23 protein-coding genes are annotated in these 19,590 nt (G+C 58.9%); 12 read left to right on the top strand and 11 right to left on the bottom strand.

Annotation, left to right across the window (positions count from 1 at the left end; translation table 11 throughout):
* Position 1 precedes the first annotated feature (1 nt).
* Genes AADJ11_RS11470 through AADJ11_RS11455 form a run of 4 tightly spaced genes read left to right on the top strand, consistent with a single transcriptional unit; the run spans position 2 to position 2,845 of the window.
* Positions 2-985 (top strand): branched-chain amino acid ABC transporter permease, encoded by a 984-nt coding sequence (locus AADJ11_RS11470; protein WP_341234653.1) that lies wholly within the window; start codon positions 2-4, stop codon positions 983-985.
* Entirely contained in the window at positions 978-1,733 is a 756-nt protein-coding gene (locus AADJ11_RS11465) for an ABC transporter ATP-binding protein (protein ID WP_341234652.1), read from the top strand. Before AADJ11_RS11470 ends, AADJ11_RS11465 begins: the two co-directional genes overlap by 8 nt.
* Positions 1,730-2,419: an ABC transporter ATP-binding protein gene (locus AADJ11_RS11460; protein ID WP_341234651.1), complete on the top strand. Its 690-nt coding sequence runs from the start codon at positions 1,730-1,732 to the stop codon at positions 2,417-2,419. Before AADJ11_RS11465 ends, AADJ11_RS11460 begins: the two co-directional genes overlap by 4 nt.
* A 24-nt stretch (positions 2,420-2,443) precedes the next feature.
* Positions 2,444-2,845, top strand: coding sequence for a RidA family protein (locus AADJ11_RS11455; RefSeq protein ID WP_339758902.1), 402 nt, complete (start codon positions 2,444-2,446; stop codon positions 2,843-2,845).
* Here AADJ11_RS11455 and AADJ11_RS11450 read toward each other — a convergent pair.
* From AADJ11_RS11450 to AADJ11_RS11440, 3 genes are read right to left on the bottom strand one after another with little or no spacing between them, the layout of a single operon-like run.
* Entirely contained in the window at positions 2,842-3,633 is a 792-nt protein-coding gene (locus tag AADJ11_RS11450; protein WP_341234650.1) for an iron chelate uptake ABC transporter family permease subunit, read from the bottom strand. The genes AADJ11_RS11455 and AADJ11_RS11450 overlap by 4 nt on opposite strands.
* Positions 3,633-4,391 (bottom strand): metal ABC transporter ATP-binding protein, encoded by a 759-nt coding sequence (locus AADJ11_RS11445; protein WP_341234649.1) that lies wholly within the window; start codon positions 4,389-4,391, stop codon positions 3,633-3,635. Before AADJ11_RS11445 ends, AADJ11_RS11450 begins: the two co-directional genes overlap by 1 nt.
* A complete protein-coding gene (locus tag AADJ11_RS11440) occupies positions 4,388-4,870 on the bottom strand; it encodes a transcriptional repressor (RefSeq protein WP_341234648.1) in 483 nt (160 codons plus the stop codon). The genes AADJ11_RS11445 and AADJ11_RS11440 overlap by 4 nt, the downstream gene beginning before the upstream one ends.
* An 86-nt stretch (positions 4,871-4,956) precedes the next feature.
* Here AADJ11_RS11440 and AADJ11_RS11435 point away from each other — a divergent pair, with 86 nt between their 5' ends.
* Positions 4,957-5,964: a zinc ABC transporter substrate-binding protein gene (locus AADJ11_RS11435; RefSeq protein ID WP_341234647.1), complete on the top strand. Its 1,008-nt coding sequence runs from the start codon at positions 4,957-4,959 to the stop codon at positions 5,962-5,964.
* A 5-nt stretch (positions 5,965-5,969) separates the two neighbouring features.
* Here the strand turns inward: AADJ11_RS11435 and AADJ11_RS11430 are convergent, their stop codons facing one another.
* From AADJ11_RS11430 to AADJ11_RS11420, 3 genes are all read right to left on the bottom strand, one after another.
* Entirely contained in the window at positions 5,970-7,022 is a 1,053-nt protein-coding gene (locus tag AADJ11_RS11430; RefSeq protein WP_341234646.1) for a permease, read from the bottom strand.
* A complete protein-coding gene (locus AADJ11_RS11425) occupies positions 7,019-7,333 on the bottom strand; it encodes a metalloregulator ArsR/SmtB family transcription factor (RefSeq protein WP_341234645.1) in 315 nt (104 codons plus the stop codon). Before AADJ11_RS11425 ends, AADJ11_RS11430 begins: the two co-directional genes overlap by 4 nt.
* Before the next feature lie 124 nt (positions 7,334-7,457).
* Positions 7,458-9,488, bottom strand: a complete 2,031-nt coding sequence (locus tag AADJ11_RS11420) for a PhoX family phosphatase (protein ID WP_341234644.1) — start codon at positions 9,486-9,488, stop codon at positions 7,458-7,460.
* A gap of 340 nt (positions 9,489-9,828) precedes the next feature.
* Between AADJ11_RS11420 and AADJ11_RS11415 the strand changes: the two genes are divergently transcribed.
* The 3 genes from AADJ11_RS11415 to AADJ11_RS11405 all read left to right on the top strand — a co-directional run bounded on the left by AADJ11_RS11415 (position 9,829) and on the right by AADJ11_RS11405 (position 12,390).
* Positions 9,829-10,476 carry an ATP-dependent Clp protease proteolytic subunit gene (locus AADJ11_RS11415; protein WP_219580702.1) on the top strand — a complete coding sequence of 216 codons (648 nt, stop codon included), beginning with the start codon at positions 9,829-9,831 and terminating at the stop codon, positions 10,474-10,476.
* Positions 10,477-10,608: 132 nt separating this feature from the next.
* Positions 10,609-11,874 (top strand): ATP-dependent Clp protease ATP-binding subunit ClpX, encoded by a 1,266-nt coding sequence (gene clpX, locus AADJ11_RS11410; protein WP_341234643.1) that lies wholly within the window; start codon positions 10,609-10,611, stop codon positions 11,872-11,874.
* Positions 11,875-12,027: 153 nt separating this feature from the next.
* On the top strand, positions 12,028-12,390 hold the full coding sequence (locus AADJ11_RS11405) for a RidA family protein (RefSeq protein ID WP_341234642.1): 363 nt from the start codon (positions 12,028-12,030) through the stop codon (positions 12,388-12,390).
* Here AADJ11_RS11405 and AADJ11_RS11400 read toward each other — a convergent pair.
* Positions 12,387-13,034, bottom strand: coding sequence for a DUF4760 domain-containing protein (locus AADJ11_RS11400; RefSeq protein WP_341234641.1), 648 nt, complete (start codon positions 13,032-13,034; stop codon positions 12,387-12,389). The two genes, AADJ11_RS11405 and AADJ11_RS11400, sit on opposite strands and share 4 nt — an antisense overlap.
* A gap of 427 nt (positions 13,035-13,461) precedes the next feature.
* On the opposite strand from AADJ11_RS11400, the gene AADJ11_RS11395 reads away from it, so the two are divergent.
* The 3 genes from AADJ11_RS11395 to AADJ11_RS11385 are packed head-to-tail and all read left to right on the top strand — an operon-like array spanning position 13,462 to position 14,651.
* Positions 13,462-13,845, top strand: coding sequence for an NADH:ubiquinone oxidoreductase subunit NDUFA12 (locus AADJ11_RS11395; RefSeq protein ID WP_341234640.1), 384 nt, complete (start codon positions 13,462-13,464; stop codon positions 13,843-13,845).
* A gap of 3 nt (positions 13,846-13,848) precedes the next feature.
* Positions 13,849-14,298, top strand: coding sequence for an outer membrane lipid asymmetry maintenance protein MlaD (mlaD, locus tag AADJ11_RS11390; RefSeq protein WP_341234639.1), 450 nt, complete (start codon positions 13,849-13,851; stop codon positions 14,296-14,298).
* Positions 14,298-14,651 carry a DUF2155 domain-containing protein gene (locus AADJ11_RS11385; RefSeq protein WP_341234638.1) on the top strand — a complete coding sequence of 118 codons (354 nt, stop codon included), beginning with the start codon at positions 14,298-14,300 and terminating at the stop codon, positions 14,649-14,651. The genes mlaD and AADJ11_RS11385 overlap by 1 nt, the downstream gene beginning before the upstream one ends.
* Here the strand turns inward: AADJ11_RS11385 and aat are convergent.
* From aat to accB, 3 genes are read right to left on the bottom strand one after another with little or no spacing between them, the layout of a single operon-like run.
* Positions 14,615-15,250, bottom strand: coding sequence for a leucyl/phenylalanyl-tRNA--protein transferase (gene aat / locus AADJ11_RS11380; RefSeq protein ID WP_341235012.1), 636 nt, complete (start codon positions 15,248-15,250; stop codon positions 14,615-14,617). The genes AADJ11_RS11385 and aat overlap by 37 nt on opposite strands.
* Entirely contained in the window at positions 15,243-16,595 is a 1,353-nt protein-coding gene (accC, locus tag AADJ11_RS11375) for an acetyl-CoA carboxylase biotin carboxylase subunit (RefSeq protein WP_341234637.1), read from the bottom strand. Before accC ends, aat begins: the two co-directional genes overlap by 8 nt.
* Before the next feature lie 11 nt (positions 16,596-16,606).
* Entirely contained in the window at positions 16,607-17,107 is a 501-nt protein-coding gene (gene accB / locus AADJ11_RS11370; RefSeq protein ID WP_341234636.1) for an acetyl-CoA carboxylase biotin carboxyl carrier protein, read from the bottom strand.
* Between the two features lie 149 nt (positions 17,108-17,256).
* Between accB and AADJ11_RS11365 the strand changes: the two genes are divergently transcribed.
* A complete protein-coding gene (locus AADJ11_RS11365) occupies positions 17,257-18,750 on the top strand; it encodes an AMP-binding protein (RefSeq protein WP_341234635.1) in 1,494 nt (497 codons plus the stop codon).
* Positions 18,751-18,830: 80 nt separating this feature from the next.
* On the opposite strand, the gene AADJ11_RS11360 is transcribed toward AADJ11_RS11365, so the two are convergent.
* Entirely contained in the window at positions 18,831-19,586 is a 756-nt protein-coding gene (locus AADJ11_RS11360; RefSeq protein ID WP_341234634.1) for an ABC transporter ATP-binding protein, read from the bottom strand.
* Positions 19,587-19,590 lie beyond the last annotated feature (4 nt).

Below are 19,590 nucleotides of genomic sequence, written 5' to 3'. Positions count from 1 at the left end.
CATGACCCGCGAAACCCTTTTGAACATTGCATTATTTGCGATCCTGCCCGCCACGGCGCTGGTCGCATTCGCACTGGACGAGCCGTTTATCATCACGCTTGCAACCAAGGCGGCGATCCTTGCCTTGGCGGGGGTTGGCCTGAACATCGCACTGGGGCTTGGTGGGTTGGTCAGCCTTGGACATGCGGCGTTTTTCGGGCTGGGCGGCTATGCCATGGGCATCCTTGCCAGCCACGCCCAAAGCTATACACCGCTGATGGAGACCCCGTTTCTGATCGAGGGCACCAAATCGATGCTGGTGATCTGGGGTGTCGCGATTGTCACCTCGGCGCTGGCCGCCCTTGCCATCGGCGCGCTAAGCCTGCGGACGACCGGCGTTTACTTTATCATGATCACGCTCGCCTTTGGTCAGATGCTCTATTATTTCGCGATTTCATGGCCTGCCTACGGGGGCGAGGATGGGTTATCTATCTATGTTCGCAACGATTTTCCGGGGCTCAACACCCTTGACCCGATCCAGTTCTTTGCCATCGCCTTTGGCATCTTGGCCATCGTTTTGTTTGGCGCGGGCCGCCTGGCCAAGGCACGCTTTGGGCTGGCGCTGTCGGCGGCACGGCAAAACGCCGAGCGGGTTGAAACCGTGGGCCTGACCCCGTTTCGGTTGCGTCTGGTGGCATTCGTGATCTCGGGGGCCATTACCGGACTGGCGGGTGCGCTGTTTGCCGATCTTAACCGTTTCGTCAGCCCCACGATGTTCAGCTGGCACACCAGTGGCGAGATTATGGTGTTCGTGATCCTAGGCGGGGTCGGGCGCTTGTTTGGCCCTGTGGCCGGGGCGGCGCTGTATATCTTGCTCGAACATACATTGGGCGGGCTTAGCGAATTCTGGCACGTTTATCTGGGACTGCTCTTGCTGCTTGTGGTCCTCTTTGCGCGCGGCGGGCTGATTGGCACAATCGCAGGACGCGAGGTGGCACATGACTGATACGTTGTTAAAACTGTCGAACCTGAACAAAAGCTTTGGCGCGCTCAAGGCGACCGATGATGTGTCGCTGACGCTGGTGCCTGGGGAAATCCACGCGCTGATCGGCCCCAACGGCGCAGGCAAATCGACGCTGATCAAACAGATCGCGGGGGGCTTGCGCTCTGACAGCGGGACGGTTGAATTTGCGGGCCGCGACGTGACCCCCTTGGGCACGGTGCCACGTGCGCGGGCCGGGCTTGGGCGGACCTTCCAAATCTCGTCGCTGGCGATGGAATATACCGTGCTGCAAAACACCGTGCTGGGCGCGTTGGGCCATGATGGCGGCGTGATGCGGTTTTTCCGTCCGGTGATGAAGGACCGCGCACTGGTTGATCGCGGGATGGCCGCGTTGGAACGCGTCGGGCTGGCCGATCAGGCCGCCAAACGCACTGCCGATCTGTCGCACGGCCAGCGCAGGTTGCTTGAGGTCGCCGTGGCCCTGACGCTGGAGCCCAAGGTATTCTTGATGGATGAGCCGATGGCCGGGCTTGGCGCGTCAGGCTCAAAACGGCTGACCGGGTTCTTGGACACGTTGCGGGCGCAGGCCCCGATATTGCTGGTCGAACATGATATGGATGCGGTCTTTGCCCTTGCCGATCGGATCAGCGTTTTGGTCTACGGGCAGGTGATCGCCACCGGCACGGCTGATGAGATCAAGCGCGACCCCACCGTCCGCGAGGCCTATCTAGGTGCGGAGGATGCGGCATGAGCTTTCTCGAATTGAAAGGGATTACAGCGTCTTACGGCCCGTCCCAAGCGTTGTTCGGCGTCGATCTGGCGCTTGAGGCTGGCGAGGTTTGCGCGTTGATGGGCCGCAACGGCATGGGGAAATCCACCACGATCAAAGTGATCTGCCGGATGCTGAAACAATCCGCTGGCACGGTGCATTTCGACGGTCGCGATCTGGGCCCGTTGCCCAGCTACAAGGCGGCGCAGGCCGGTCTGGGTTTGGTGCCTGAGGGGCGGCGCTGTTTCGGCCCGCTGACCGTGTATGAAAATCTGATCGCCGCTGCGCGTCCGGGCGCGTGGGATTTTGAGCGGGTATGTGCCCTGTTCCCGCGCTTGGGCGAACGCGTCGATCAAATTGCGGTGTCACTGTCGGGGGGCGAACAGCAAATGCTGGCAATTGGCCGCGCGTTGATGACAAACCCGACGCTGCTGATGCTGGACGAGGCGACCGAAGGGCTGGCCCCGGTCGTGCGTCAGGAAATCTGGGCGGCGGTGGCAACGCTCAAGCGCGACGCGGGGCTGGCATTGCTGGTCGTCGATAAATCACTGGCCGAATTGCGACAGGTCGCAGACCGCGCTGTCATTCTGGAACGCGGCGTATCCGTGTGGTCGGGGCGCATGGATGCCCTAGATGCCACCGTGGCCGATCAATATCTTGGCGTTTAAGCGCCTGACTGAAAAGGAAAACAAATGTCTCATCAAGTGATCCAGCCCGAAGGATGGGCACCGGCCAAGGGCTATGCCAACGGGATGCTCAGCGCGGACGGGCATCTGTTTGTCGGCGGCCAAATCGGCTGGACGGCAGATCAGAAGTTCGAGGCACATGACTTTATCGGTCAGATGAAACAGGCCCTGCGCAACATCCGCGATGTGGTCGAAGCGGCAGGGGGCGTGCCCGAAGATATCATGCGCCTGACGTGGTATGTGACGGATAAGGCTGAATATCTGGCCGCCCAAGCCGAGGTAGGCCGCGCCTACCGCGAGGTGATGGGGCGGCATTTTCCGGCAATGGCGATGGTCGTTGTAGCGGGCCTCATCGAGGATGAAGCCCGCGTGGAGATTGAAGCAACTGCCGTTATTTCAAAGGCCTAGCGCCGGAATACGGCGGCCAAGCCGGTCGACGTTGCAAACAGTACGGCGGCGACGCTGACGATGCTGGGCCCTGTGGGCGTGTCGAACGCAAAGGATGCCGCCAGCCCGCCCAAGGCCGAGATCATGCCAATCACGGCGGCGATAATTGCCATCGTTTCAGGGCTGCGCGAAAACGGGCGTGCGGTGGCGGCGGGGATGATCAGCATCGCGGCTATCAACAACGCACCGACGACCTTCAACGCAACCGCGACGGTGACGGCTAGGGCCAGCGTCAGGATCAACTGTTCGCGTTTGGGGTTCAGCCCGCTCGCGGTGGCCAGATCGGGGTTCAAGGTTGACGATAACAACGCCTGCCAACGCCAGACCAGCAGCGCGATGGATGTAGCAGCGCCGCCCCAGATCACGGCCAGATCACTCTTGGTCACGGCCAAGATTTCGCCGAACAGATAGGCGCTTAGATCAACCCGTTGATTGGGCAGCAGCGACACGGCGACCAGACCAATGGCCAGCGCCCCATGGGCCAACACGCCGAGCAATGCGTCGGTGCTGACATTGCGCCCGTTCAACCCCGCGACGATCACGGCCATGGCCAAGGCGACAACCAAGACCCCGCCAAAGATCGGCAGATCCAGCGACAGGGCCAGCGCGACACCCAAAAGGGCCGCGTGGGATGTTGCATCGCCGAAATACGCCATGCGCCGCCATACGACGAAACACCCCAACGGGGCGGCAGCCAGCGCCACGCCAACCCCCGCAAGGGCCGCGCGCAGTAAAAAATCGTCCAGCATCAGTGAACCCCGTCGCAGTTCGTGTGGTCATGATCCTGCGCAGGACCGTGATCATGTGAATGGGTGTGTTCGTGCCGATAAAGCGCAAAGGCCCCTTGGGTACCGGTCCCGAACAGGGCGCGGTATTCGGGGGCGTCAGCGACAATTTCGGGCGTGCCCTCGCAGCAGACATGCCCGTTCAGGCAAACCACACGATCGGACGCGGCCATCACGACGTGCAAATCGTGGCTGACCATCAACACAGCACAGCCCATTTCGCGGCGCACGTCCTCGACCTGGCGGTAGAACGCGGCGGCACCGGGTTGGTCCAACCCTTGGGTTGCTTCGTCCAAAATCAAAATATCGGGGGTGTTCAGCAAGGCGCGCGCCAATAGAACCCGCTGAAATTGACCACCGGACAGATCAACCATCTGGCGCTTTGCCAAATCGCCGACACCGGCCTTTTTCAAGGCGTTTTCCACAACGGCGCGCGGGTGGCGGTGTGGCAGGTTCAAAAACCCGCGTACCGTCAGTGGCAAGGTGGCATCAATCTGCAGTTTTTGCGGCACATACCCGATGCGCAGGCCTTCGGCGCGGGTGACGGTTCCACTGGCGGGTTTTAGCGCCCCGATCAGCGCACGCAGCAGGCTTGATTTACCAGACCCATTCGGGCCGACGATGGTCACGATCTCGCCTCGGTTAATGGCGATGTTCACGTTCTTCAGAACGGTTTGCCCGTCCAGAACGAGGGTCAGATTTTTTGTCGAAATCAGGCTCATACGGCATCCTGCGATTGGCAAGCGGGGCACAGGCCTTGGGCCTCGACGACAGCATGTTCGATTTGAAAGCCAGCGGCGCGTGCTGCTTTGCCAAGACGCCCTTGGGTCAGGGTCGTGTCGCTTTCGGCGACCGATTGGCAGCTGCGACAGATCAGAAAGGCGGGCGTATGATCCTGACCCAAATGGGCGCAGGCGATATAGGCATTCAGCGCCTCGATCCGGTGGGCGCACCCGGCTTTGACCAGAAAATCCAACGCGCGATAGGCAACAGGGGGCTGGGTCCCCAATCCTTCGGCGGCCAGATGCCCCAGGATATCATAGGCCCCAAGTGCGCGATGTTCGGCCAGCAACAGCTCCAACACCCGGCGGCGCACAGGCGTCAGCCGCAGATCAAGCGCGGCACAGCGGCGTTCGGCCTTGGCCATGGTATCACTGACACAGGCGTGGTGATCGTGGGTTTCGAATCCGATGGTGGTCATTTCTGCCTCCGCTGCAAGTTAGGGTATTGATATGTTATAACATCTGATCTATCAAGCGTTACATTATAACAATTCGGAGCATCCCCATGCGCTATTTATTGCCTGCCTCTTACCTGCTTTTGTCCACCGCTGCATGGGCTGACGTTCCGCGCGTGGCGACGGATATTGCGCCTGTGCATTCCCTGGTGTCGCAGGTGATGGCGGGGGTTGGCACGCCCGATCTGACGATCCCGCCGGGTGCGTCGCCGCACAGCTATGCCATGCGCCCGTCCGAGGCGCGCGCGCTGGCGGCGGCTGATCTGGTAGTGTGGGTCGGCCCTGCGCTGACCCCTTGGATGGGCGAGCCGATCAAAGCTTTGGCGGGCGACGCGCTGCATCTTGAGCTTGAGGACGTCGTCGGCACCCTTGTGTTGAAGAACCGAGCAGGCGTGGCGTTTGAAGATCATGAGCACGGCGATGATCATGACGAACATGTCGGTCATGACGACGAGGATGATCACGAGGGTCATGACGACCATGATGATCACGACGACCATGACGACCACGCTGATCATGATGAACATAATCACGCGCCGGGGGCGGTCGATCCGCATCTATGGCTTGATCCGGTCAATGCGTCGCTGTGGTTGAACGCAATCTCGGATGTGCTTGGCCAGATCGATCCGGAAAACTCGGCCCTATACGCCGCCAATGCGTCCAAAGCGCAGGCCGATCTATCCGATCTGCAAGCCAGCATTCAGGCAGAGCTTACCCCGCTGCAAGGCCGGCCATTTGCGGTGTTCCATGATGCCTATCACTATTTCGAGGCGCGTTTCGGGGTGGAGGCCAGCGCGGCGCTTTCCCTAAGCGATGGCAGCGCACCCAGTGCGGCGCGGCTGGCCGAGGTGCGCGATGTCGTGCAATCGGTTAACGCCGTCTGTGTCTTTACCGAACCACAGTTCAACCCCGGTCTGGTCGCCGCCCTGACCGAAGGGAGCAGCATGAAATCAGCGCCGCTTGATCCCTTAGGCGCAACGCTAACCCCCGGTCCCGCGCTGTATGGCGCGGTGATCCAGGGGCTCGCAACATCCTTTACCGAGTGTCTGTCAGAGTAACGCGTTCACAGGGTCACCCACAGCTGGAACAAGATCCCAGAGGTGAGTGACCCGACCAACGCGATGGCGATATACAGGAAAAACACCGGCTTTTTGACCAAGGCCCAGACGGCGATGGCGGCGGGCAGGGACGTCACACCGCCCGCGACCAAGAACGCAAGACCCGCACCCGGTGCCATGCCTTGGCCCAGCAATCCACCGACCAAAGGCAGCGCTGCATAGCCGTTCAGATAGGCTGGTACGCCAACCAATGTGGCCAATCCGATGGGTGCAAAACCCGAACCGCCCAAGACGCTCGTGATTGTTTCGGCCGGGATCCACGCCAGCATCAGGCTTTCCAGCAAAAACGCCAGCGTCAGCCATTTGGCGAGGAAAAAGGTGGTTTTTACGGCCTCGCGCCAGAATTTGGTCACGCGGGCATCGTCCTGCCAGAATTTCCACACCACCGGCTGTACGCTGCGCACCTTTGAGGCACCACAGCCGCCGTTGCCCACGCCTTCGCGCAGGGGATCAGCCAAACCGCCAGCTTTGCCCATGACATGTACGACAATGCCGCCAAAGACACCGAGGCCCACAGCGGCAAGGGTTTTGGCCACCGCAAATTCAAACCCCACGACACCCGTGGTCAGGATAAACATCGACGGGTCCATGACGGGCGAGGCCAGCCAGAAGGCCATGACCGCCGACAAAGGCACGCCCATGGCCAGCAAGGCCGCGATCAGCGGGATCACCCCGCAAGAGCAAAACGGCGACAGCCCGCCCGCAAGTGCTGCAATCACGATCATGATGGCAGGCGATCCGGTAAAGGCCCGCGCGATCAGCCCGTCCGCGCCGGTCGCCCCGGCATAGGCGGCGATCCCGATCGACAGGATCAAAAACGGCGCGACATTCAAAAGGTTGGTGGCGGCGAACTGCGCGCTGGTGGCGGCTTGGGGCGGGTTGATGATGAAAAGCACGGCCAGCAGGGCGGCGCAAAACAGCCAAACACGTTCATTCGTCCAGATGTGGCGCAGCAGATCGATGCCACGGTTGCGCGGGGGGAGGGTGATATCGGTCATGCGGCGTCTTCCTTGTTTAATGTGACCCCGACGCAGCATTCTGACGTCAAAAAGGCCACTGTTTCTTGCATCGCGTCGAAATCCACGCGGTTGACGATTTGCCGGCCCTGACGCGACTGAAGGACCAACCCGGCATCCACCAAGGTGCTAAGGTGGTGGGCGAGGGTCGAGGGTGCTGCCCCCAGATGTTGGCCAATCTCGCCCACGTTCAGGCCGTCATGGCCTGCGCGAACGAGCAGTCGAAAGACGGCCAGACGGGTGTCGTGACCAAGAGCGGCGAGGGAGCGGGCGGTTTTGATGTGATCTGTCATGCGCTCAATCAAAACTATAAAACTAGTTTTGTAAAGATGATTCGATGCGCTTGGTCAAACACCTTTCGCATGAAAACGCCCGGAGCGGTCACTCCGGGCGTAATGCAGAATGCTCAAGGCGTTGTTATACAGCGATTTTACCGCCGCCTTGTTTGGTGATCACCACCACCGCCGGGCGCGGTGGCATGGCGGGATCAAAGTCAGGCCAACGGGTGGCGGGGTCCTCGAATGTGCTGTTACGCTCGAACCCGGCCAGGTTTTTTGTCCCGTCCGTGCCCGGATGCTGAACCGCGACAAACAGGGTTTCGCCGTCATCGGTAAAGTAGGGGCCGCACATTTCCCCGCCGACGGGGCAGCGGAAGAACAGCTTGGACGTGCCGCGCGCATCGCCTTCGGTTTCAACGGCATAAAGCCCGTCTGACTTGCCCGTCTTGGCCCAGCTGCCGCCCTGATCGGTGCTGACCCACAGCCGCCCATCGGCGTCGATGGCGCAGTTGTCGGGGCTGCCGAACCATCCGTTTTCCGATGTGTCCGGGTTCCATTGCGCGCCCACCTCGGCCAGCGATGGGTCACCACATTTCACCAAGATCGACCATGTGCCCGTGGTCGCAGCGTGGTTGCCACCATGTTCTTTGATCTCGATGATATGGCCGAAACTGCTTTCAGGGCGGGGGTTTGCGGCGTTGACGTCATCCTGACTGCGCTTGGTATTGTTGGTCAGCATGATATAGGCCGTACCATCGCCGCGCGGTTGCGCGTCTTCGGGGCGGTCCATCGGGGTGGCCCCTAGCAGATCGGCGGCCATGCGCGTGTCGATCATCACGTCGCCTTGGTCATTGAACCCGTTTTCGGCGGTCAGCGGACCCGTGCCATGGATCAGCGGCAGCCACGCGACAGTGCCATCTTCGTCAAAGCGCGCGACATAGAGCGTGCCATCGCTGAGCAGTTTGGAATTGGCCGCGCGGTCGTCGGATACCTTGCCGCCCGAGACGTATTTATACTGGTAATCAAAGCGGTTGTCGTCGCCCATGTAGACCACCACACGGCCATCGCTGCTAACTGTTGTTTCGGCCCCTTCATGGCGGAAGCGACCCAAGGCAGTATGCTTGATCGGGGTAGAGGTCGGGTCCATCGGGTCAACCTCGACCACCCAGCCGAATTTATTGGGCGCGTGGGGTTCTTTGTCGATGTTGAAGCGGTCGTATTTCTGACCCCAAGCATACCACATCCCCGGCACGCCATAGCGTTTCTGCGAGGCAGCTTCGCGGCTGGCGGGATCAATCACCGGCTTGCCGTCGGCATCCAGATTGTCGGTCCAGTAATACCCGTGAAAGTTTTCCTCGGCCATCAACCAAGTGCCCCACGGGGTCAGGCCGCCAGCGCAGTTGTTCAGTGTGCCGATCACCTTGGTCCCGCTTGGGTCATCGTTGGTTTTCAGGCGCGCATGACCTGCGGCAGGGCCATCCAACGTCATCGCCGTGTCCAGCGGGCTGATGCGGCGGTTCATTTTGCCGTCGCGCACAACCTGCCATGCGCCGTTTGCATCCTTGGCAATCTCGACAACCGATCCACCATGGGCAGCCATTTCAATGTCGATCAGCTCAGGCGTCATGCCGGAAAACCCGGCGCGGTCCTGACGGCCAAGACCGGGGAACATCACCTCTTCGTTGGTGTATTCGTGGTTCACACACAGCAACCCGCGCGTGCCATCATCGTTCAGCGGCACGAACCCGACATAGTCGTTGTTGTAGCCGAACTGTTGCAACTGCGCGGCGGCGGTCTGGTTCATCACGTCAAATTCGGGCGCGTCAGCAGTGATCGGATCGCCCCACCGCAGCAAAACCTGCGCGTCATAGCCATCGGCCACGTGGTGGGTTTCGTCGTTCCCCCACGTCAATTCATCAAAGGCATAGCGGCTGGTGGGCGCGGCGGCGTTCGCCTGATGCGGGGCCACCATGGCCGAGGTGCCAAACAGCGTGGTTGTCGCGGTCACACCCAGCATCCCGCGCAAGATGTCGCGGCGGCCGTAGCGGGCATTGATGACATCGCCAATCGTGCGCTCAAGGTTGGGGTTTGTGGGGATATCGTCAAAGGCTTCATAGGCCTCGGCCTTATTACCGATAGACGGATCGTTAAGGATATCATGGCGGGTCATGGCAGCTCCTGCATGTTTGCTGTGATGCCGCGAAACATCGTTTTAATATGTCACAAAGCTGTGCAAATGGAATGAAGGTTTTGTGACACGTGGCGGGCATCGCCGCGACATTGATAAATTTTTCGATATTTTTCTGTTTGGCAAGATGGCGCATTTCGTGTCCCGAGCGGCGGTATATCAGCGCGCAGCGGGCAGCACCTTGGACTGAAACCTGCGGACAACGGCCCCCAGTCACCGAATGGATGGGCCAGCACCCCTTGAACCCCAAGTATGGCGAGACTAATCTGTGAGTAAGGGTTTCGCGGGTATGGTCCTGCGGACGGCACAATCAGGCAGGCTTATGAACGATCCACACGATACCTATATGAACACGCTTGTCCCCATGGTGGTTGAACAAACCAGCCGGGGCGAACGCGCTTACGACATTTTCTCGCGTCTGCTGAAAGAGCGGATTATTTTCCTCTCCGGTCCTGTGCATGATGGCATGTCGTCGTTGATCGTCGCGCAGTTGCTGCACCTCGAGGCCGAGAACCCCTCGAAAGAAATTTCGATGTATATCAACAGCCCCGGCGGCGTTGTGACATCCGGTTTGTCGATCTACGACACCATGCAATACATCAAACCCAAGGTATCAACGCTGGTCATCGGTCAGGCCGCATCGATGGGGTCGCTGCTGTTGCAAGCGGGTGAACCCGGCATGCGTTTCTCGCTGCCCAACAGCCGTGTAATGGTGCACCAGCCCTCTGGCGGGTATCAGGGTCAGGCGACCGATATCATGATCCACGCGCAAGAAACGCAAAAGCTGAAAACGCGCCTGAACGAGATCTATGTAAAACACACCGGCCAGTCGCTTGAGAAAGTCGAAGCGGCGCTGGAGCGTGATAACTTTATGTCCCCGGAAGAAGCAAAAGACTGGGGTCTGATCGACGAAATCGTGGAAAACCGCGGTAAAATGGACGACCCGGACGCCGATAAAAAAGGCAAGTAAATAAGGCGTGCGTGGTTCATGATTTTGCGATTGTGGACCGCGCACCGCTAGCCTAAGCTGCCCCGGAGCAAAAAACAAAACTGCACTGCCGCAAGGTGGGCAAGATCACAAGACAGACCTGAAAGGGTTGAAATGGCGAATACGACCAGCGGCGATAGCAAAAACACTCTCTACTGCAGCTTTTGTGGTAAAAGCCAGCACGAGGTGCGCAAGCTGATTGCGGGGCCGACTGTGTTCATCTGTGATGAATGCGTCGAGCTGTGCATGGACATCATCCGCGAAGAGACCAAGGCATCCGGCCTGAAAGCCACCGATGGCGTGCCCACACCAAAAGATATTTGTGATGTGCTGGACGATTATGTGATCGGTCAGGCGATGGCCAAACGCGTTTTGTCCGTTGCGGTGCACAACCACTATAAACGTTTGAACCACGCCCAAAAGGGCGGTGATATCGAACTGGCGAAATCCAACATTCTGCTGATCGGCCCAACCGGTTGCGGTAAAACGCTGCTGGCACAAACGCTGGCGCGCATTCTGGATGTGCCGTTCACAATGGCCGACGCCACCACATTGACCGAAGCGGGTTATGTCGGCGAAGACGTTGAAAACATTATCCTAAAGCTGCTGCAATCGTCCGAATACAACGTTGAACGTGCGCAGCGCGGCATCGTTTATATTGACGAAGTTGATAAAATCACGCGCAAATCCGAAAACCCGTCGATCACACGCGATGTGTCGGGCGAGGGCGTTCAGCAAGCGTTGCTGAAGCTGATGGAAGGCACGGTTGCATCCGTTCCACCACAAGGGGGCCGCAAGCACCCGCAGCAGGAATTCCTGCAGGTGGATACGACCAACATCCTGTTCATCTGTGGCGGGGCCTTTGCGGGTCTTGACCGGATCATTGCCGCACGCGGCAAAGGGTCGGCCATGGGCTTTGGTGCGGATGTACGCGACAAAGATGCCCGCGGCATCGGCGAGATTTTCACCGATCTGGAACCAGAAGACCTGTTGAAGTTCGGTTTGATCCCAGAATTCGTCGGCCGTCTGCCTGTTTTGGCGACGCTGGAAGACCTGGATGAAGACGCGCTTGTGACCATTCTGACCCAGCCCAAAAACGCGCTGGTCAAGCAATACCAACGCCTGTTCGAGATTGAAGACACGCAGCTGACCTTTACCGAAGATGCGCTGTCTGCCATCGCGAAACGTGCGATTGAGCGTAAAACCGGTGCCCGTGGTCTGCGGTCCATTCTTGAGGATATCTTGCTGGATACCATGTTCGATCTGCCCGGAATGGATACCGTGACCGAGGTTGTGGTGAACGAAGAGGCCGTGATGTCGGACGCAGCACCGCTGATGATCCACGCCGAAGCCGAGAAAGAGCCCGCAACCGCAGGCTAAGCTTCGCCCATATTAATTGATCAAAGCGCGCCCTGATGGGTGCGCTTTTTTCGTTTAATGGCAGGGCTTTGGGTGGTTTGGTATTTTCACATCTTGACGACAGATCGGCGATTGGGTCTGACTGGGTCGCAGGTATTTCACAAAGGATAAACCATGATACAGCGTATATCTTCGGGCGGTGAGTTTGAGGCCAAGATCGGCTATTGCCGCGCGGTCGTTGCAGGCGGTTTTGCGCATGTTGCGGGCACCGTGGGGCAGGGTGACACGGTCACCGATCAATGCCGCGCTGCGTTAACCACGATTGAGAACGCGTTGGAAAAAGCCGGATGTACGATGGCAGACGTGGTGCGGGTGAACTATTACCTGCCGGACCGGGCCGAGTTTGAACCTTGCTGGCCGATTTTGTCCGCAGCCTTTGGCGAAAACCCACCTGCTGCGACGATGATTGAATGCGGATTGATCGACGATAAATACCGCATCGAGATCGAGGTCACAGCACTGGTCCCCGCCGTCTAACGCAGGCGCGGGATGGGACGCTCGTTCGGGCTGCCGTTAATGTCGCGGGCATTATGCTTGCGCCATTGACCATAAAGGGCCGTCAGATGCTCGTATGTGTTAGGGTTAATCTGTTGCATGCCGGCAATAAGATGTCTGGAATCATCGACCAGATTGCACATGATGGACCTGAGCGTCTTTTTCAGCATGTCCTCGTCCAGATCCCCCTCGGTGATGCCAACCGCAAGGAATTCGTAATAATTCAACAGCGTCGTCAGGGCGAGGGCGCTGTCCCGTCTAACCTTATGTTCCGCAATAACATCTAAGGACGCGCCGGGGGGCGGCATGGCGTTGCGCGCGGCGTTCCAGTCATCAAAGGCCACATCGGTATATTCAGGGAAATAGGCGCGCCGTTTTTCGATGGTGCCCTGGAATTCCGAACTCAGCCGCGTTTCCAGCAAGACCGTGATCGTGTGCTGCTTGCGCTGCGCATGACGGGCGGCGCGGGTGCTGAACCAAAAGGTCAGGATCGCCGCAACCACCGAAATCGCAGCAACGATGGTGCCGGTCGCGGTCAGGAATGACGTGTATTGCGGATTGGGGTCGTTAGGAAATAATGCATAAACGCTGGATAAGCTGGCCGATGCCAAGGGCAGCAGGATCAACAGGAATATGCAAAGGGTACAAAGGGTTAGTAACGCGCCAAATATAATGAGGAATGCGCGCACAATCATCGTCTAAAGCAGCTTAGCCTTATCCGTTGCCAAAGCCATCACGGGGAAGGCCGTTGCCGAAACCGTCAGTTGTCATTGCTCTACCCCTCAATCGGTATGCGTTTCTCGTATCATACAAAAGGACCTCAAGCCAGTTCTTCCGGCGGATACAGATCCTTTTATGCCTGTAGACCTTAATATAGGGTAAGGGACCCAAAATTGCAAAAAATTGATACATCTGCGCAATGGGCGGCTTTTCGCAGCAAAATCAGGGTCAAAGCAGGGTTAGGCGGTTAAATTCAGGGGCCGTGCCGCCAGCGATGACTAGACGTTGCCCCACCAATCGGGCATAGACAAACCAAAGCTTCAGGAGACCTAAATGGGCATTCTATCTTCTTTCTTGCGCGCCGTCACATGGTGGAACGGCCAGACCCTGAACACGCAGCTGTTTACTTGGCGCAAGGGCACCAAGGTGGGCGAAGATGCCGAGGGCAATATCTACTATCGCAACGTTGACGACAGCAAACGCTGGGTGATCTTTAGCGGAGAGATTGAAGCCTCGCGGGTGAACCCCGATTGGCATGGCTGGCTGCACCACACTTGGGATGAAACCCCACAAGACCGCCCTTTGACGCACAAACACTGGGAAAAGCCGCATCAGGAAAATCTGACAGGTACGGCGTTGGCCTATGCACCTGCGGGGTCTATCCGCCGCGAACACCCGGCAGACCGCGGCGATTACGAGGCTTGGAGCCCGGAATAACCCATGCGTGATGACCTGCCAGAAATCATGGTGGGCGGTGTCGTTTTGGCCGCTGCATTGGGCTTTATCATCTATGCGGGGCAGGCAGCTGGCATCGGGCGGTCGTCAGACAGCTACGCCCTAAAAGCCAGCTTTCGCAGTATCGAAGGCATTGATGTGGGCACTGACCTGCGGCTGGCCGGGGTCAATATCGGCAAGGTCACAGGTCTGACACTGAACGCCGAAACCTACCGCGCTGACACGGTTGTATCAGTGGCCCATGGCATCGAAATCCCCGACGACAGCGCGCTTGTCGTGTCTTCCGAGGGGCTATTGGGCGGTAATTACATGGAAATCGTGCCGGGCGGATCACCGTTTTACTTGTCGGACGGGGATGCGATCAGCGACACCCAAGGGGCGATCAGCCTGATCTCGCTTTTGATGAAATTCGTTTCAGGCCAAGGAAATGACTGATGCGTAAGATGTTGATCTTGCTGGCGTTACTGGCAACCCCTGTACAGGCGCAACAGGTGACCAGCGCCGATGGCGCGGTGCTGCGTGCCTTGGATAAGATATCTGGCGAAGCCAAAGATTTCGAGATCAAGCGCGGCCAGATTGTGCGCGCGGGCAGCTTGGCCATTCAGATGAACGATTGCCGCTTTCCCGCAGGAAACCCTGCAGGCGATGCCTTTGCCGAGCTTGAGATTGTTGAGTTCGGGAATGAAAATCGGCTGTTTTCCGGCTGGATGATCGCCTCTTCCCCGGCTTTGTCGGCGCTTGAGCATCCGCGCTATGACATCTGGGTCATCCGCTGCACCACGTCCTGAGGTGTCGACGGGGCAGGCCCCTCGAAATCAGCGGTCAGTTCCAATGCCTCTTCTAGACGGGTGTGATAGGCGTCCCGGGTAATCTCGACCGCGCCCAGCGACGCAAGATGCGGCGTGAGGAATTGCGTATCAAACAACGTGAACCCACCCCGTTTGAGCCGGTCAATCAGACAGGCCAAGGCGATTTTCGACGCGTTATCGCGGCGCGAAAACATGCTTTCCCCGAAAAACGCGGCCCCCAGCGTGACGCCGTAAACGCCCCCAACCAGATCATCGCCGTCCCATACCTCGATTGAATGCGCGGCACCACGGTCATGCAGTGCTTGGTACAGCGCAAAGATTTCGGCGTTGATCCATGTGTCTTCACGGTCGGCACAGCCTGTCACGACGTCAGAAAACGCGGTGTTGATCGACACGATAAAGGGGGTGCGGCGCATCGTGCGGGCCAGACTGCGCGAGATGTGGAACCCGTCGATTGGGAACACACCCCGTAAACGCGGATCGACCCAGAAAATATCCGGGTCGTCGCGGTGTTCGGCCATGGGGAAAATCCCCATGGCATAGCCTTGTAATAAAAGCTCGGGCGTTAGGTCAGGCATCGCCCAGGTTGGTTTCAAGCCAATGTTCCAGCCAGTGGATGTTGTAATCCCCTGTCAGCACATCTTTTTCTTCCAACAGCGCGTGAAACAGCGGGATTGTCGTATCGACACCGTCCACGATCAGCTCGCCCAAGGCACGTTTCAAGCGCGCCAAGGCTTCGGGGCGATCACGGCCATGCACGATCAGCTTGCCGATCAAGCTGTCGTAATAGGGCGGGATCGAATAGCCATCATAAAGCGCGCTGTCCATCCGCACACCAAGACCACCGGGCGCATGGTACTGTGTGATTTTACCGGGGCAGGGCGAGAAGTTAGGCAGCTTTTCCGCGTTAATCCGGACTTCAATCGCGTGACCGTTGATCTTGAGGTCTTCTTGGGTGAAGGACATGTCCATGCCGGACGCCACGCGGATTTGTTCGCGCACCAGATCAACGTCAAAGATGCCTTCGGTCACAGGGTGTTCGACCTGCAAGCGGGTGTTCATCTCGATGAAATAGAATTCGCCGTTCTCGTATAGGAATTCGATTGTGCCGGCACCGATGTAGTTGATGTTGGCCATCGCATCGGCACAGACTTTACCAATGCGCGCACGCTCGGACTCCGTGATCGAGGGGCCGGGGGCTTCCTCGAACACCTTTTGGTGGCGGCGTTGCAGCGAACAATCGCGTTCACCCAAATGTACAGCGCGGCCTTTGCCATCACCGAACACCTGAATCTCGATGTGGCGCGGCGTGGTCAGGTATTTCTCGATATAAACTTCGTCATTGCCAAAGTTCGATTTGCCCTCGGCGCGGGCCGTCATAAAGGCGCGTTCCATGTCAGCCGCGGTTTGCGCGACTTTCATGCCCTTGCCGCCGCCGCCAGCCGTGGCTTTGATGATCACGGGATACCCGACTTCTTCGCCAATACGCTTGGCGTCTTCCAGCGTTGCAACGCCGCCGTCAGAACCGGGAACACAGGGCACGCCCAGTTCCTTCATCGTGTCTTTGGCGGTGATCTTGTCACCCATGATGCGGATATGCGCGGCTGTGGGGCCGATAAAGGTCAAACCGTGGTCTTCGATGATCTGCACAAAGCCCGCGTTTTCAGACAGAAAGCCGTATCCGGGGTGGATCGCTTCGGCGCCTGTAATCTCGCAAGCCGCGATGATCGACGGGATCGACAGATAGGATTGCTGGGACGACGGCGGGCCGATGCAAACAGATTCGTCGGCCATGCGCACATGCATTGCATCGCTATCCGCGGTGGAATGTACCGCGACAGATTCGATGCCCATTTCGCGCGCGGCGCGGATCACGCGTAACGCGATCTCGCCCCGGTTGGCGATAAGGATTTTCTTGAACATTGGTTTACGCCTTATTCCAGGATCACCAAAGGTGCGCCGAATTCGACGGCTGCGCCATCTTCGACCAAGATACGCTTGACCGTGCCTGCACGCGGGGCAGGGATGTGGTTCATCGTTTTCATGGCTTCGACGATCAGCAATGTGTCACCTTCGGCGACGGTGGTACCAACGCTGATAAAGGCCGGTGCGCCGGGTTCGGCTTGCATATAGATCGTGCCAACCATGGGCGATACAACCGCGCCGGGATCGGACGCCGGATCGGCATTTTCTGCTGCGGATGGGGCCGGGGCCGCCATGTTTCCAGGGGCCGGAGACGCCATTGGCGCGGGTGCGGCCTGCATCTGTTGTGGTGCGACGATCTGCTGAGGGGGCTTGCGGCTGACCCGCACATTCAGGCTGTCGTCCTCGGCATAATCACGCTTGACCTGAAGCTCGGTCAGGTCGTTTTCATTCAACAATTCGGCAAGCGCACGGATAAATGCCACATCTGCGTCATGGGTGTTTTTTGTCATTTTGTTCCTCAGCCAGTATATAACGCGGGGCGCGAATGCCTCAGCCCCAAAGCTGCTGTCTTATAGGACATGGGCGCGGTTATGGAAAGCAACCAGTTGCCTATAGGGCAGCGCCTTGCCAAACTGCGGTAAACAAAGGGGCATTCACCATGAATCTAGCAGATTGGCTGGCGCGCAGCGCGCAGGCGGGCGGGGAACGGCCCGCCTTGTTCTTGGGCGAAACACAGGTTGCAAACTATGCCGAATTTGATGCGGGCGCGCGGGCTGTGGCGGGATGGTTGCAGGCCCAAGGGATAAAACCCGGCGACCGCGTGGCGATCTTTATGAAGAACACGCCCGAATATCTGATCCTGTTCTACGGCACTTGGTATGCGGGCGCTGCTGTGGTGCCGATCAATGCCAAGCTGCACGGTCGCGAGGCTGATTATATACTGGACGATTCCGGTGCAACGCTGGTGTTCGCCAGCCCTGATTTGACCGACGGACTGCGCCAAGATCACCATGTGGTGGTCGCGCCCTCTGATGCGTATCGCGCGATTTTGGCCGCGGTGCCGGTGGATGCGGTGGCAGACCGTGGGGCTGATGATCTGGCGTGGCTGTTCTATACCTCGGGGACCACGGGCAAGCCCAAGGGCGTGATCATCACCCACGGCATGGGGCTTTCGATGGCGCTGTGTTACGGGGTCGATGTGGATCAGGTGTCGGGCGCGGATACAGCGCTTTATGCTGCGCCACTCAGCCATGGGGCGGGGTTGTATAATCTGATGCATGTGCAGGCGGGGGCGCGCCATGTTTGCCCCGCATCGGGCGGGTTTGATGTGCCCGAAATTCTGGATCTGGCAGAACATTTTGGCCGGGTGCATATGTTCGCGGCCCCCACGATGGTGAAACGGTTGACCGATGGCGCGCGGGCATTGGGGCGCAGCGGCGGTGGGCTGCGCACGATCGTCTATGCAGGTGGCCCGATGTACACCGCCGATATCATCGATGCGGTCGATCACTTTGGCCCCGTGTTCGTGCAGATATACGGGCAGGGCGAATGCCCGATGGGGATAACGGCGCTGCCCCGCGCTTGTGTCGCGGATCGTGAGCATCCCAATTGGCGGGACAGATTGGGGTCGGTCGGACGCGCGCAGGCCGCGGTTGAGGTGCGGATTGGCGATGCCGGCGGTACGCCCGTTGCACATGGCGTGGCGGGCGAAATTATGGTGCGCGGGCAGACCGTGATGCCGGGCTATTGGAACAATCCCGGCGCGACCGAGGCGACGTTGAAGGACGGCTGGCTGATGACGGGGGATGTGGGGATGATGGATGACGAAGGGTTCGTCACCCTACAAGACCGCAGCAAGGATGTGATCATCACTGGCGGATCAAACGTGTATCCCCGCGAGGTCGAAGAAGTCTTGTTGGAACATGCGGGCATAATCGAAGCGTCAGTCATCGGGCGCGCCCATGCGGAGTGGGGAGAGGAAGTGGTGGCGTTCATCGTCGGGCAGGTGCCGGAGGCGGAACTGGATGCGCTGTGCCTAAACCGGATTGCGCGGTTCAAACGGCCCAAGACCTATATCAGGGTCGAGAGCCTGCCCAAGAACAACTACGGTAAGGTCCTCAAGACGGAACTGCGGGCGCTGTTAAAGCCGTAAAGCCGCAGCGGGGGCGGAAAATTTCAAATTTTCCGGACCGGAATTTTTGAAAAATTCCGCGCCCCCCGCTGCTGTTGGTTTTAGATGGCGAGGTATTCCGCGCGCAGTTCGGCGTTGTTCAGAACCTCTTCGGCGGTGCCGTCAAATACGACGCTGCCCGTGTCCATGATCACCGCACGATCCGCCAGCTTCAGCGCACGCACGGCGTTTTGTTCCACCAGAATGGTCGTGATGCCTTGGGATTTGATCAGCGTCAGCGTTTTTTCAATCTCGTCCACGATCACCGGGGCCAGACCCTCGTAAGGTTCATCCAGCAGCAACACCTTGATGTCGCGGGCCAAGGCGCGGGCTATGGCCAGCATTTGCTGTTCGCCGCCCGACAGCGTCACACCTTCTTGCTTGCGGCGCTCTTTGAGGCGGGGAAACAATTCGTAGATGCGCTCCAGCGACCAACCGATAGGCGGTGCGATTTGGGCAAGCTGCAGGTTTTCCTCGACCGTCAAACCAGCGATGATGCGGCGGTCTTCTGGCACCAATGCCATGCCACAGGCCGATGCCTCGTGGCTGGCCATCTTGTGCAAGGGTTGGTGGTCTAGCCACACTTCGCCCTTGCGCAGTTCCGGATCGCCGATCTGTGCAAGTGTCCGCAGGGTAGAGGTTTTTCCCGCACCGTTACGGCCCAGCAGGGCGAGGATTTCACCCTCGTGCACGTTAAAGCTGACGCCTTGCACGATATAGCTTTCGCCGTAATAGGCGTGGATGTCCCACACCGATAGATAGGCGGGGGCGGTCGCCGCGTGGTTGGCGTTATTGGAAAAATCGGGGGTGGTGTTCATAGCA

Source organism: uncultured Sulfitobacter sp. (genome assembly GCF_964021855.1).
In the GTDB taxonomy this organism is placed as follows: Bacteria; Pseudomonadota; Alphaproteobacteria; order Rhodobacterales; family Rhodobacteraceae; genus Sulfitobacter.
This window is presented reverse-complemented; position numbering and strand designations above follow the sequence as displayed.

Bases quoted from the DNA above. Each gene is read 5' to 3' on its own strand.
- AADJ11_RS11435 (WP_341234647.1), top strand. From the start codon at position 4,957: ATGCGCTATTTATTGCCTGCCTCTTACCTGCTTTTGTCCACCGCTGCA.
- AADJ11_RS11425 (WP_341234645.1), bottom strand. From the start codon at position 7,333: ATGACAGATCACATCAAAACCGCCCGCTCCCTCGCCGCTCTTGGTCAC.
- AADJ11_RS11420 (WP_341234644.1), bottom strand. From the start codon at position 9,488: ATGACCCGCCATGATATCCTTAACGATCCGTCTATCGGTAATAAGGCC.
- AADJ11_RS11465 (WP_341234652.1), top strand. From the start codon at position 978: ATGACTGATACGTTGTTAAAACTGTCGAACCTGAACAAAAGCTTTGGC.
- AADJ11_RS11470 (WP_341234653.1), top strand. From the start codon at position 2: ATGACCCGCGAAACCCTTTTGAACATTGCATTATTTGCGATCCTGCCC.
- accC (WP_341234637.1), bottom strand. From the start codon at position 16,595: ATGTTCAAGAAAATCCTTATCGCCAACCGGGGCGAGATCGCGTTACGC.
- AADJ11_RS11445 (WP_341234649.1), bottom strand. From the start codon at position 4,391: ATGAGCCTGATTTCGACAAAAAATCTGACCCTCGTTCTGGACGGGCAA.
- AADJ11_RS11450 (WP_341234650.1), bottom strand. From the start codon at position 3,633: ATGCTGGACGATTTTTTACTGCGCGCGGCCCTTGCGGGGGTTGGCGTG.
- AADJ11_RS11365 (WP_341234635.1), top strand. From the start codon at position 17,257: ATGAATCTAGCAGATTGGCTGGCGCGCAGCGCGCAGGCGGGCGGGGAA.
- aat (WP_341235012.1), bottom strand. From the start codon at position 15,250: ATGCCTGACCTAACGCCCGAGCTTTTATTACAAGGCTATGCCATGGGG.
- AADJ11_RS11440 (WP_341234648.1), bottom strand. From the start codon at position 4,870: ATGACCACCATCGGATTCGAAACCCACGATCACCACGCCTGTGTCAGT.
- mlaD (WP_341234639.1), top strand. From the start codon at position 13,849: ATGCGTGATGACCTGCCAGAAATCATGGTGGGCGGTGTCGTTTTGGCC.
- AADJ11_RS11395 (WP_341234640.1), top strand. From the start codon at position 13,462: ATGGGCATTCTATCTTCTTTCTTGCGCGCCGTCACATGGTGGAACGGC.
- AADJ11_RS11360 (WP_341234634.1), bottom strand. From the start codon at position 19,586: ATGAACACCACCCCCGATTTTTCCAATAACGCCAACCACGCGGCGACC.
- AADJ11_RS11460 (WP_341234651.1), top strand. From the start codon at position 1,730: ATGAGCTTTCTCGAATTGAAAGGGATTACAGCGTCTTACGGCCCGTCC.
- AADJ11_RS11385 (WP_341234638.1), top strand. From the start codon at position 14,298: ATGCGTAAGATGTTGATCTTGCTGGCGTTACTGGCAACCCCTGTACAG.
- accB (WP_341234636.1), bottom strand. From the start codon at position 17,107: ATGACAAAAAACACCCATGACGCAGATGTGGCATTTATCCGTGCGCTT.
- AADJ11_RS11405 (WP_341234642.1), top strand. From the start codon at position 12,028: ATGATACAGCGTATATCTTCGGGCGGTGAGTTTGAGGCCAAGATCGGC.
- AADJ11_RS11455 (WP_339758902.1), top strand. From the start codon at position 2,444: ATGTCTCATCAAGTGATCCAGCCCGAAGGATGGGCACCGGCCAAGGGC.
- AADJ11_RS11430 (WP_341234646.1), bottom strand. From the start codon at position 7,022: ATGACCGATATCACCCTCCCCCCGCGCAACCGTGGCATCGATCTGCTG.
- AADJ11_RS11415 (WP_219580702.1), top strand. From the start codon at position 9,829: ATGAACGATCCACACGATACCTATATGAACACGCTTGTCCCCATGGTG.
- clpX (WP_341234643.1), top strand. From the start codon at position 10,609: ATGGCGAATACGACCAGCGGCGATAGCAAAAACACTCTCTACTGCAGC.